Source organism: Pseudomonas chlororaphis subsp. aurantiaca (assembly GCF_013466605.1).
GTDB lineage: Bacteria > Pseudomonadota > Gammaproteobacteria > Pseudomonadales > Pseudomonadaceae > Aquipseudomonas > Aquipseudomonas chlororaphis_I.
Window position 1 is genome coordinate 4,558,943 of sequence record NZ_CP059162.1, and the last position, 12,160, is coordinate 4,571,102.

Consider the following 12,160-nt stretch of genomic DNA (forward strand, 5'->3'; position numbering starts at 1 on the left):
TGCCTGATAAAAAAGCCCCACCGGCTGAGGTGGGGCTTTCTGCGTGCTGATGATCCTCCTGAGACCCTGCAAAAAGGGCTATCGAACCCAGCGCCGGCCAGTTTTCCCGGCGCGACGCTCAAGCAATCACCTTCGTCATTTGTTGTCGTCCTTCTTCGTCGACGACGGCGAAGGGTATTCGCTGCTTTCTTCAGCGTTGGGCGCTTCAGGCGTGCTTCCCGGCCTGAACATATGGGTCAGCAAGTCACTGGCATCGATATCGACGACGCCCTGCACCGCACGAGTCAGGCTGACGGCTTGCTCACACTGTTTATGGGTGTTGAGCCGACCACTCAAGGCGACCCTGCCCGCATGGGTTTTGACATTGATATGCAGGCCGCGGGTCGGCTCGGCAAAGGCCAGGGCCGACTTCACCTTGGTGGTGATCCAGGCATCGTGAACGGCCATTTCCAGGCCATGGGAGTAATGCTGGAAGGAATGAAGTTTCATGGCGGGCCCCTCTCGCGTAATCAGTTGGGCGTCCCGTCCCATTGGTTGGACTGCCCTCTGCCTGGCGGGTGAGCGTGGTGGGTAACAGATGGGCGTAGCGGTACTCGCCGGGCAAATGAGGTGCTTGTTAATTATAGTTCGGGGGTGGGGTACGCTCAGGGGCCGTGTGCGAGGGCTGCCCGATGGTGCTGCTGATGGACGCAAGCATCATCAAAAGAACCTTAACCACTACGCGACAAGCTCGACGTAGTTCGACTCCCCTCCCCCAGTCGCGCCCGACAACCAACCCCATACGAAGCTCAGCGTGGTACGTCCTGCCTGATCAACACCCACCGTGCCACGCGACCAGCCGGCAAGCATCTCGCCGTCCGTCGTCAAGCACTGATAAAGAAGCTCGATGGTATCGGGGCCTGTCACGCGCCCGACTTGATTCCCCATGCGAATCCGCCCACCTTGGTAAGTGCTGAAAATGGCATCTTCCTCGACACGGTAATGAAATACCGTGCCTGCGCCGGATAGCCCTTGGGCGTTGTTCGCGACAGTAAACCGACGATTGTTCAAACGCTCGCTGACTTGAGAAAAGGGAGTTTCCATAAATGTGCGTCCTGTTAGTCGAGATGTTCAGTTCCAGCCTTCGATTACCTAAGCCATTTTGCCGCAACCGATGAAGGCGCAGCGAATTGCCACTCACATCACCCGAAGCGCCAGAAAGTCTGCGCTCACCCAACAGTCACTACGCCCTTCATACAAACAAAAAACGCCCACCTTTATCTGACTAACTCTCAGCGTCTCCTTTCGGACCGCTGGCGATCAGGTTGGCTCCACAGGCAGTTTTCATCCCATCGAGCGCCACGGGAATACCGCCAACATCCAGCAGTGCGCTGCCCTCGGAAATAGGAAACACGCCTTTACATAAAGGGCATGTGACCTTGTGCCCGACGCCGGCCATGGGTTTGCCATTCAGGTCGGTTTGGTTGAACGCTTCAATCACAGTGCCGCCGTGACTGGTGGAATCACCGAGTCGAATGATGTCCATATCTGCTCCTTTCTTTCCGTTGCATAACCAGACACTTCTCCCTCAGCGGGCATTGTGCCTACCGAAGGATGAGTATTCAGGAACCTCCTGCATTACCGCCACGCGTAGCAGAAGACACAGGGCGCAGGCGGACGGAGCCGATGACGGTGTCCCATAGCGCCAGCGCTTCTTTATCTGATTTGAATGGAGGCGCTGGCAGCTTGCCGCTGCTGTCGGGGCTACGTTCGAGTACGCCAAGCGCGGCGGAGATGTTTGGCTCGGTGATCGAACCATCTTTGCCCTGGGCTTCCCAGGCGAACGTATAGATGCGCTGACCCTTGTCGGTACTGGCCAACAGGTATTCGTCGGCTGGAACCGCGCCGCCACGTTCTCTTTTGCGCAGGGTCTCGATCCCTAACACCATCCTGGCGGCACCTGCCAGGAAACCACTTGCCCGATCCAACAGGCGATCTTCTTCGGCACCGGTGCTGGAGGTGAATTCGAAATGAACCCCAGGATACTCAGGAAAAGTTACGCCAATATCGAACCGCTCTCCTTGAAAGCTGTTACCCGCGATATAGGCTCGCTCAATACAAAAGCCAGGCTCTGAGGGAATTTCATTGGCTTCGCGAGAACGTAGGCTGTGGGCTAGAGAAGTGGCACTTTCAATGCCCTGCGGTTCACGATCTTTCGATACACCTCCCATCCACCGGTAAGCACGCCATGTCGGTCTGGAAATAGCGTAAGCATCCAACAGATACATCGCTGTGCTGGCATTGGATTTCCAGGAAAGCAGCCCTGTCGAATTCCCCCCAAGGTCTAGTCGGCGAAGAAACAGGCTACCTTGTTGCCTTCTATGTGGTTGTGCCTTCAGTTCCTGCTCACGCTGATCAACCCTGGCAGCCAGAGTGACTGGCGTTTCGTCGAGCGCTTCGATGTTATCACCCCAGAGGTAGTACCCCGCTCTAACTTCCGCTTGGGGTGGTAAATCAATTAGAAATCTGCCAAAGCAATGCGTGATCCACCCAGTCTTGTCCATGGAAGGGTTCCGAGAATAAGGAAGTAATGCGCAACTGGTTATACCGGTCAGGGCGACGATGCCCAGAACCGTGAAGAACTGATGCATGCGCATCATGAATCTTCTACCCAGCCAGCCCTCTGGGTAGACCACAAAGGGACTTTGACAATCGATGGCAAGTCTTGGCTAAACCGGTTGTTACCCCTGCGGTTCTCATCGTCTCGAATGATGTCCACACCTGTTCCTTTTCTGTGGCCTAACCAGACACCTCTCCCTCGACAGGTTTTATGCCCGCCGAAGGAAAAGTGTCGGGTATGAAGAGCAATGATCCAGAGAGGCAAGTGCCCTCTGTCACAACAAGTCCTGATGCCTACGAAGCTCTTACAGCTCATCCATCCAGCTGTTGTTCGGCTTCAAGTCGGCCAGGAATTTCTCGATGGCGTAATCGTCATCCATCGCTTTCGTACTCCCCGCTGGGGCAGCCGGAGAGGGGCTGCCGGCGTTACTGCCACGCGGAGCAGAAGACACTGGGCGCAAGCGGACGGAGTCAATGATGGTGTCCCATAACTCCAGCGCTTCCCGGTCTGACTTGAATGGAGGCGCTGGCAGCTTGCCGCTGCTGTCAGGGCTACGTTCGAGTACGCCAAGCGCAGCTGAGATATTTGGCTCGGAGACAGAGCCGTCTTTCCCCTGGGCTTCCCAGGCGAACGTATAGATGCGTTGCCCCTTGTCGGTGCCAGCCAACAGGTACTCGTCAGCGGGAACCGGCCCGCCCCGCTCCCTTTTACGCAGGGTCTCGATACCCGTAACAGCCCTGGCAGCACCTGCCAGGAAACCACCCACTCGATCCAACAGGCGATCCTCTTCGGCACCGGTGCTGGAAGTGAATTCGAAATGAGCACCGGGATGATCCGGGAAGGTCACGCCAATATCGAAACGCTCGCTCTGGAAGTGACTGCCTGCGATATAACCACGATCCATACAAAATCCAGGCTCGGAGGGAATTTCATTGGGTTCGCGGGAACGAAGATCGCGTACCAGATTCTTCGCGACCTCAATGCCACGAGGCTCGCGGTCTGGCTCCATCTCAATCCTCCAGTAATAAGGCTGCCACACCGGTTCTGAAACAGCATAGGCGTACAGGTAATACGACTCGATGCTGGCATCGGAAGCCCATGACAATATCCCGGTTGAACCTCTGCCCAGATCATACCGGCGCACAAACATGCTCCCCTTCGTATCATGCTGCTGCCGTTTAAGCTCCTGCTCGTGCTGATCGATCCTGGATATGAGTCCAGCGAGATCGTCCTTTAGTGGCTCAATAACCTGCCCACGCAAGTAATACCCCGCTCTGATTTCCGCTTGGGGCGGTAAATCGATCAAAAATCTGCCAAAGCAATGAGTGATCCATCCGGTCTTGTCCATGGAAGGGTTCCGAGAAGAGGAGAATGATGTGCAACTAGTGATACTGGCCAAGGCAACCATGCCGAGAGCAGTGAAAATCTGGCGTAGGCGCATCACGAACCTCCTGCCCAGTCAGCGTTCTGGGCGATCTTGATAACGCCATAGAGCGTGGCCCATTGAGCACGCTTGTCGTTGTAGCTGTTTTGATGGTCGTAGCCTTTGTCGGTGTTGTACTGCCCGACACCCTTGCCGCCCTGGCGGAAGCTGGCCTTGATGCCGGCTTTGCCGGGGGCCAGGCCCGAGTCGGTCGGTACGGTTCCGTCCCCACCGCTGCCGGATGATTCCTGTGTCATGGCAAACCGCAGTGGACCTTCGACGACAGCAGGCAGGCCACGGCGGAACCAACCGTTGTAACTGCCGTTCTCATCGTCCTTGACGGTAGAGCCGGACGACTCCAGGGACGATGAATCGCCTTGCCAAATCATGTCCCGCCAACTGTGCCTGTCAGGGGAGTCATCGGCACCATAGTGAGCGTAGGTTTCGGGGTAATACCCTACCGTCGCAAGTTCACGATGGAATTTGGCTACAGAGTCAATCAGCCTTCTGAAAACTACTCGTGGTCCCATCACGTCGTCATTACTGGCGTTATCCGACATGTTGAGGTACTTGGTATTTTGCGCTGGCACCAACCCATACCAAGCCGAACTCTTATAAATCTCCTCATAAGGGTCCCCATGCTGAGGGTAAGCCCGGGGGTTGCCATCGATGTCCTTCATGACCTGCCCTTGGGTATCGCACAGGAACAGCCAGGGACGCCCCCCTCGGTATTCCGCGGAGGGTGTCAGCTCCAGCGCGCCGGGTGAATTGGCCACGACCGCCGTCACTTCACCGGCATTGGCGCCCAGGACAACCTGGGCCACCCCTTCGTAGCCACAGCGCACGTGATGATAGATGGCCGATGAGCCAAGGGCAGGTAGCACGCCATGAACCACGCCCAGCACCCGCGTATAGCCATGGAGCTGGGTCAGGGACCGGGCAACCAGACCGCCCATTGAGTGGGTGACCAGAATGACCTTGGTCCGGGCCAGTTGCTCAGGATCGACCCCGCCCTTCTCGCGATAGAAAGGCAGCACTGTGTTCTCGATATAGTCGCGCACGTCCTGGCCGGATTGGCGGTTGGATTGCAGCCAGTTGTAGCCCCCGCACCAGACATCGAACTGATACTTGCCCGCGATAGTCAGCTCTTCGCTGCTAAGGGGAGCGGCACTGCCCAACTCTTCGCCATAGTCGGAAGGCGAGCGCAGGCTTTCAGCTTTCCACCATCCCTGAAGCTCGCGTTGTTTGACGATATGGTCCAGCCGGCTTTCCAGCAAAGCCATGATCGGGTTGTAGGAGGTGCGCATGACCTTGCCCCAGCCGCGCATCCGTGCGGCCTCTTCGCTCAGCCCCGATGCGCCGGGGTCGACAGTTCCGCGATCATCGACCTCCACATCATCGGCCTTGAGCAACTCCTGTCGTCTTTTCGGACCTCGGAATCCCCAGACAAACAATGCCCCTAGAGCACCCGCGATATCGCCAAAGCTGAACGACGCATTGGGCGGACTCCAGACACTGTTCAAGGTTTTCTTGTTGCGCAGATTGGTCCCCATGATGCCGGGAATGAAAATCACCGGAATGGTGACCTGCTGCTTCACCAGCAACACCTTGTCGCGCTGATCCTCGGTGCGGGTGAGCTGACTGGTGTAGATGGGACGCCCCAGGTTGTCGCGCGCGCGCGGGACTATCACTTCCTGGGTATTCGCTTCGCTGCTCATGTGGTGGACTCCCTGTCACCCTTGGTACTGGCTCCCTTGGCCAGAACCCGCATCTGAACCCGATCCATTGCCAGGTCCTGTTGTCTCGGCAAACGACCCTGGGCATCGGTAGTGAGCTTAAGCGGGGCTCCGTCGCCACGCAGCAGCTCCACAGCCGTATTGGCCAGGGGCTCCAAGGTGTTTTCGTCACGCAGGACAAAGGCATCGTCAAACGGCGTGGAGTCCCAGGTGTTGAAGGTGGTCGAGGCGTGTGCAGGACCAATCAGGCTGTGCTTGGCCGCCTTGACAATGAAGTTGCCTGGCATGCCCAGCTCGATGTTGCCGCCCTTGAGGGTAAGGTAGGCGCCACCACACATCAGCGTGATGTGCTCCTTTGCCGCAATCAGCACGTGTTGCTTGCTCGCGCTGACTTCCACGCTCTGATCCGCCTCCACGCGGATGTTGTTCTTCTGGGCCTGCACTAACATTGGCCCCTGGTGAGCGATATGGCGCATCTCGCCACTTTGCGCGAACAACCCCAGGTCGGTGCCGGCGTTGACCACAAACTTCTGCCCTGACGTCAGTTGCTGGTTCTGCTGGGCCACGCTGTCGATATGCTCGCCAGCCGCCAGGGTGACGCTGTTAGGAGACACGGCAGCGATACCGGCCTGACCACTCAGGGCAATGGCGGGGTTACCACCGTTGGTTTTGCCCGATTCATCGTTGGCCCCATGCCCCAGATCGCGAACCGCGTCACTGAGCGTCTTTTGAGGCGCGGTGTCATGACCTACACCCTCATGGTCCGCAGCATAGTCACCCAAGTCCTTGGCCAGCTGCAGAGCCGCCTCCAATACCTGAACAGCAACCGCCCGGTTCAAATGCCCACCATTGGCATTCAACTGCTCTTCAGTGCTGAGCAGCAGCCCCTTGGCCGCGCGCAACGCACCATGCTCGTCGGTACGCAGCTCGAAACCTTCACCCCGCGGCGCGCCACCGTCGGGGCGCGGGTGAGTCAGGTACCCCAGGTGCAGTGCGGTACTGCCGTGGTCGCTCATCAGCGCGGCGCTGATCTCCTTGGTGGTGTCGTCGATACGCAATTCGTTGGCGCGGCTGCCTTTGTATTCCTTACTCTTGATGGTGCTGAGGATCTTGTGATTTGGCAGTTGGTACGGCGGCATGTTGCTCGCACGGTAAGTACGGCCGGTGATGATCGGTTGGTCACAGTCGCCATCGAGGTAGTCGACTATGACTTCCTGGCCAATGCGCGGGATCGCCATGTGGCCCCAGTCAGCACCGGCCCAGTTCTGTGATACCCGGATCCAGCAGGAGCTGAACTCGTTGTCCTTACCCTCTCGGTCCCAGGGGAACTGAACCTTTACTCGGCCAAACTCGTCGGTGTGGATCTCCTCGCCTTCCGGGCCCACCACGCTGGCGATCTGCGGCCCGTCGATACGGGGCCTGGGCAGAGGTACCGGGCGCCACTCCATTTGCTCGGGAATGATCTCGGCGGTGAAGTCGTAACTCACGCCCATTTCAGCGTCGGCGGACTCTTCTTGCTGGCTGGCGTGCTGCACGCCTCTGTGGGTGATTCGGACCGATCGCCACCAGCGGTTGAAGTCTTCCCGGGGGTGGCCGGTCAGTTGGAAGGAAAGGCCTGGAATCAGGCGCGGATCGTCACCTTCGACCATCGCGACCTGGGCATCTCGACGGTGGCCCCGCAGGCGGTTTTCAGTGAAGGGTTTACCTGCTGCGCTGGCCTTGTAGCGTCCTGGATAGTCGTAGCGCTCATAGTGTGGAGCCTGGTGTTCCAGATCCTCGCCGACCAGGCGTTGTTGCTGGTTGAACGCGGGACGCTTGAAGGTGTAGTCGCGCTGAGTCTGTTCGGCCGTGCGGACGTTTTCCGTGTAGCTGAACGCGTACAGCACAGGCCGTTCAGCGTCTCCAGCCGGCTGCGTGCTGTACAGCACCGGCTCACCCTGGATGCGTTCCTGAACGTAGAGCTTGTCGCTCTGGATCAGCGTGTGAGAGGTCGCGTCGGATTTGAAGTAGTAGAACAAACCTTCTTCCGTAGAAAGCCTGTCAAACCAGTAAAGGTCAGTGTCCCCCGCCTGGGTACAGTATTCGCGAGGCAGGTGCTCGGTATGGGTGTTCTGCTGATAGTCCAGGATGCCGTGCTCGGCCAACACCGACTTGAGTATTTCGGGCACGCTTTTCTGCTGGAAGATGCGCCAATTGGAACTCAGGCCAAGCCGGGCAAGCTGCGGCTCGACCACGACGCGGTAGCGGGTACGCCGAAAGCCGGTTTTGCCCTGGGTGAAGCTGGAGACCAAACCGTGGACATGGCGGACAGCCGTGGAGCCTTGCCAGATAGTCAGCAACGCCGGCTGATCGAGGATCTGGGCAAAATCGATGGCGGGGTTGTCACTGGCCAGTTCGAGCGTCAGCCGATAAGGCTCGCTAATGGCTTCTTCCAGGGTGAACGCTACGACCTCGAACTCCATCCGGCCGGACGGCACGGAGAAGGTGAATCTCAAATCCCTTTGACGCATATGACTCATCCTTGGTCAATGTATTGAGGCGTCAGGTATGAAGATGGCGTCCAATGCCGAGCGCCAACCGCGCCTTGTACTACCTGGACGGATACCTGGGCCTGGTCTGGCTACGGCTGAACATTCCAGCCCGGTTCGTATGCCCGGGTAACTCGTCAGGGCAGTAGCCTATTTGCAAAAGTGCGCGAAGATCAACTCTACGCTCGCACCATCTGCATGTTCTCGAAGCCTGGTTTGCTGGACGTGTGGCCATCCAATGAGGCGTCCAGATCAGGCTTGCCACCATACCCAAAGAGACGAAAGGATAGGGATAGGAATTATCCAAAACTGCGGTAAGAAAAGCCTGATCCGGATCACATCAAATGCACTTGAGTGGTCAGGTTGTCGACGTCTATAAGAAGCGGATATCCCCTGCACTGTCCAAAATGCCCAGGCAATCGCCACCCCGCGAACAGAAAAACGCCTCCACACTGGGAGGCGTCAGAAACGTTCAAAACAAGGGTTATAACGCGGCTCCCTGGTCTGTGGCCCCCAACCTGAATCATCAGGTCGAGAGCCCTGTTTCCAGACCACAAAAGCGCCCTCCCCCTCACCTCAAATCAAACCGATCCAGATTCATCACCTTGACCCAGGCCGCGACGAAGTCCTGCACAAACTGCTCTTGCGCATCCGCGCTGGCGTAGACCTCGGCCAAGGCCCGCAGTTGGGCGTTGGAGCCAAAGACCAGGTCGACGCGGGTGCCGGTCCATTTGACCTGGCCGGTCTTGCGGTCGCGGGCTTCGAACTCTTGCTGGGCGTCGGACAACGGTTTCCATTCCACACCCATGTCCAGCAGGTTGACGAAGAAGTCGTTGGTCAGCGCTCCCGGCCGGGTGGTGAAGACGCCGTGGGGGGTGTGGCCGACGTTGATGTCGAGCACGCGCAGGCCGCCGATCAGCGCGGTCATTTCCGGGGCGCTGAGGGTCAGCAGTTGCGCCTTGTCGATCAGCAGCGCTTCGGCCGGTACCCGGTAGCGGGTCTTGAGGTAGTTGCGAAAGCCGTCGGCGATGGGTTCGAGGAAACCGAACGACTCGACGTCCGTCTGCTCCTGGCTCGCGTCCATGCGCCCTGGGGAGAATGGCACCGTGATGTCGCGGCCGGCGTTTTTCGCCGCTTGTTCGATGCCGGCGCTGCCGCCGAGCACGATCAGGTCGGCCAGGGAGATTTTCTTGCCGCCGGACTGCGCACTGTTGAAGTCCTTCTGGATCCCTTCGAGGGTCGCCAGCACCTTGGCCAGTTGCTCGGGCTGGTTGACCGGCCAGTCCTTCTGCGGGGCCAGGCGCAGACGCCCGCCATTGGCGCCGCCGCGTTTGTCGGAGCCGCGGAAGCTGGAGGCCGCCGCCCAGGCGGTGGACACCAGTTGCGACACTGACAGGCCCGAGGCCAGCAGCTTGGCCTTGAGGGACGCGACGTCGCTGTCATTGACCAGGGCATGGTCCACCGCGGGGATCGGGTCCTGCCACAGCAATTCTTCGTTGGGCATTTCCGGGCCGAGGTAACGCGAGAGCGGGCCCATGTCGCGGTGGATCAGCTTGTACCAGGCGCGGGCGAAGGCGTCGGCCAACTGGTCCGGGTTCTCCAGGAAGCGCCGCGAGATCTTTTCGTAGATCGGGTCGAAGCGCAGCGACAGGTCGGTGGTCAGCATGGTCGGGTTGCGCCGCTTGGACGGGTCGTGGGCATCGGGGATGATGCCGGCGCCGGCGCCGTTTTTCGGCGTCCACTGGTGCGCCCCCGCCGGGCTCTTGGTCAGTTCCCACTCGAAGCCGAACAGGTTTTCCAGGTAGTTGTTGCTCCAGCGGGTGGGCGTGGTGGTCCAGGTCACTTCCAGGCCGCTGGTGATGGTGTCGCCCCCCTTGCCGGTGCCGAAGGTGCTCTTCCAGCCCAGGCCCTGCTGCTCCAGGCCGGCGGCTTCGGGTTCGGCGCCGACATGGTCGGCGGGCCCGGCGCCGTGGGTCTTGCCGAAGGCGTGGCCACCGGCGATCAGGGCGACGGTTTCTTCGTCGTTCATCGCCATGCGGGCGAAGGTTTCACGGATGTCCACCGCCGCGGCGACCGGGTCCGGATTGCCTTCGGGGCCTTCCGGATTCACATAGATCAGGCCCATCTGTACCGCGGCCAGCGGGTTCTCCAGGTTGCGCCCCTGGTCGGTGCGGCTTTCTTCATTGCCCGGCTCGGCTACCAACTGACCCTCGCCGGGCTCTTGCATGGCGGCCTTATCCGGCTTGCCGTAGCGGGTGTCGCCGCCCAGCCATTTGTTTTCCGCCCCCCAGTAGACGTCTTCATCCGGCTCCCAGGCGTCCGGTCGACCGCCGGAGAAACCGAAGGTCTTGAAGCCCATGGATTCCAGGGCGACGTTGCCGGTGAGCACGATCAGGTCGGCCCAGGAGATGCTGCGGCCGTACTTCTGCTTGATCGGCCACAGCAGGCGGCGCGCCTTGTCCAGGCTGACGTTGTCCGGCCAGCTGTTGAGCGGCGCGAAACGCTGCTGGCCGGAACCGGCGCCGCCGCGCCCGTCACCGGTGCGGTAGGTGCCGGCGCTGTGCCAGGCCATGCGGATGAACAGCGGCCCATAGTGGCCGAAGTCGGCGGGCCACCAGTCCTGGGAGTCGGTCATCAGCGCATGCAAGTCTTGTTTCAGGGCCTGGAAATCCAGGCGCTTGAAAGCTTCGGCGTAGTTGAAGTCCTCGCCCATGGGGTTGGACAGGGACGAGTGCTGGTGCAGGATCTTCAGGTTCAGTTGGTTCGGCCACCAGTCGCGGTTGGTCGTGCCACCGCCGGCGGCGTGGTTGAACGGGCATTTCGATTCGTTTGCCATGAGGAGCTACCTTTGGTCGTGTTCATCCAGCTATCCGGCCCGGAGGGGCGCTCAATAGCGACAGGCGAAAGCAATGACATAGGTTGCGGGGCTCACAGTTCGCTCAACTGAGGGGGGCGGCCACAGGGCATGCTGCAGAGCGGCAAGCGAGTTGCCAGGACGGTGGCCCACGGTAAGCCCGGTACGCTTCTGACTCGTTCTTCGTTATCTCTCGATCAGGTCTCATCCGGCCGGCTCACGCCAGCGCTGAATTAAGGCTAGCCCCTCTGTGGCGGATCGCTAATAGCCGGACTATTGGTTGTTGATAGGGACAATCTTTTACCCGGCCTCCAAGGCCGAAGCCGATGATAGGGACAGCGCCCGCGGGGGGCGCCACAGGCGGTTTTTTTCCGATTGCTGCCCCGCCTTTTCGTCCGCCCGACGCGTACCGAGCACGGGAGAAGACCATGAACCAGCGCCCGCGTTGCACGGCCATCCATGAAGCCGGCCACGCCCTGGCCTTTTGGTGGAACGGTCAGCCGATCGCCCGCGTCAGCGTGCGTACCAGGGCCGAAGCTGCCGCTGGTCCGATGCTCGACCTGCGCGGCAACCCGCGCTATGTAGAGGGGTTGGTGGAAGCCGATTACCTGGTCCCGCGCCCCGCCTTCGATGCCCCGGGGATCGCCGAATACCTGCCGTCGATGGTCGAGTCCATCGAGCGCGACCTGCTGCATTGCTTTGCCGGCCCGGTGGCCGAAGCGATCTACCGCCATGGCCGATCCGACAGGCTGATAAAAGGCAGCGGCCGCGGCGACCTGAGTCGCGGTCATGAGTTGATCAGCCTGCTGCCGCCGCGCAAGCTGCTCGACGCCGAATCCCGGGCCATGGCCCGCGCCAGCTGCCTGGTGCATCGCTACTGGCCGGCGGTCGGCGCGGTGGCGGACCTGCTGCAAGAACACGGCACGGTCGAGGGGCAAACCATCAGCGCATTGCTGTGCGCGATCAGCGGCGAGTCGCCGACGCCGCTCGGTAACGATCTGGCGAGCCTCGACCCGTGAT

9 protein-coding genes are annotated in these 12,160 nt (G+C 60.0%); 1 reads left to right on the forward strand and 8 read right to left on the reverse strand.

Going from position 1 to position 12,160, the window contains the following annotated elements; all coding sequences use genetic code 11:
• Window positions 1–135 precede the first annotated feature (135 nt).
• From H0I86_RS20575 to katG, 8 genes are all read right to left on the reverse strand, one after another.
• Window positions 136–489, reverse strand: coding sequence for a BON domain-containing protein (locus H0I86_RS20575; protein ID WP_096374925.1), 354 nt, complete (start codon window positions 487–489; stop codon window positions 136–138).
• Between the two features lie 228 nt (window positions 490–717).
• A complete protein-coding gene (locus H0I86_RS20580; protein ID WP_038577565.1) occupies window positions 718–1,083 on the reverse strand; it encodes an avidin-fold protein in 366 nt (121 codons plus the stop codon).
• 181 nt (window positions 1,084–1,264) lie between these two features.
• Window positions 1,265–1,525, reverse strand: coding sequence for a PAAR domain-containing protein (locus tag H0I86_RS20585; RefSeq protein ID WP_180921902.1), 261 nt, complete (start codon window positions 1,523–1,525; stop codon window positions 1,265–1,267).
• 76 nt (window positions 1,526–1,601) lie between these two features.
• Entirely contained in the window at window positions 1,602–2,639 is a 1,038-nt protein-coding gene (locus H0I86_RS20590) for a T6SS immunity protein Tli4 family protein (protein ID WP_258019349.1), read from the reverse strand.
• A gap of 264 nt (window positions 2,640–2,903) precedes the next feature.
• Entirely contained in the window at window positions 2,904–3,947 is a 1,044-nt protein-coding gene (locus H0I86_RS20595) for a T6SS immunity protein Tli4 family protein (protein ID WP_506551576.1), read from the reverse strand.
• Window positions 3,948–4,039: 92 nt separating this feature from the next.
• Window positions 4,040–5,740 carry an esterase/lipase family protein gene (locus tag H0I86_RS20600; protein ID WP_180921905.1) on the reverse strand — a complete coding sequence of 567 codons (1,701 nt, stop codon included), beginning with the start codon at window positions 5,738–5,740 and terminating at the stop codon, window positions 4,040–4,042.
• Window positions 5,737–8,268: a type VI secretion system Vgr family protein gene (locus H0I86_RS20605; protein WP_180921911.1), complete on the reverse strand. Its 2,532-nt coding sequence runs from the start codon at window positions 8,266–8,268 to the stop codon at window positions 5,737–5,739. The genes H0I86_RS20600 and H0I86_RS20605 overlap by 4 nt, the downstream gene beginning before the upstream one ends.
• A gap of 589 nt (window positions 8,269–8,857) precedes the next feature.
• Window positions 8,858–11,122 (reverse strand): catalase/peroxidase HPI, encoded by a 2,265-nt coding sequence (gene katG, locus H0I86_RS20610; RefSeq protein WP_180921913.1) that lies wholly within the window; start codon window positions 11,120–11,122, stop codon window positions 8,858–8,860.
• 446 nt (window positions 11,123–11,568) lie between these two features.
• Between katG and H0I86_RS20615 the strand changes: the two genes are divergently transcribed.
• Complete coding sequence (locus H0I86_RS20615) at window positions 11,569–12,159, forward strand: hypothetical protein (protein WP_180921915.1); 591 nt, start codon at window positions 11,569–11,571, stop codon at window positions 12,157–12,159.
• Window position 12,160 lies beyond the last annotated feature (1 nt).

Excerpts from the sequence above, each read along its gene's own strand:
- H0I86_RS20575 (WP_096374925.1), bottom strand. The coding sequence starts at position 489 with ATGAAACTTCATTCCTTCCAGCATTACTCCCATGGCCTGGAAATGGCC.
- H0I86_RS20580 (WP_038577565.1), bottom strand. The coding sequence starts at position 1,083 with ATGGAAACTCCCTTTTCTCAAGTCAGCGAGCGTTTGAACAATCGTCGG.
- H0I86_RS20585 (WP_180921902.1), bottom strand. The coding sequence starts at position 1,525 with ATGGACATCATTCGACTCGGTGATTCCACCAGTCACGGCGGCACTGTG.
- H0I86_RS20590 (WP_258019349.1), bottom strand. The coding sequence starts at position 2,639 with ATGATGCGCATGCATCAGTTCTTCACGGTTCTGGGCATCGTCGCCCTG.
- H0I86_RS20595 (WP_506551576.1), bottom strand. The coding sequence starts at position 3,947 with ATGGACAAGACCGGATGGATCACTCATTGCTTTGGCAGATTTTTGATC.
- H0I86_RS20600 (WP_180921905.1), bottom strand. The coding sequence starts at position 5,740 with ATGAGCAGCGAAGCGAATACCCAGGAAGTGATAGTCCCGCGCGCGCGC.
- H0I86_RS20605 (WP_180921911.1), bottom strand. The coding sequence starts at position 8,268 with ATGCGTCAAAGGGATTTGAGATTCACCTTCTCCGTGCCGTCCGGCCGG.
- katG (WP_180921913.1), bottom strand. The coding sequence starts at position 11,122 with ATGGCAAACGAATCGAAATGCCCGTTCAACCACGCCGCCGGCGGTGGC.
- H0I86_RS20615 (WP_180921915.1), top strand. The coding sequence starts at position 11,569 with ATGAACCAGCGCCCGCGTTGCACGGCCATCCATGAAGCCGGCCACGCC.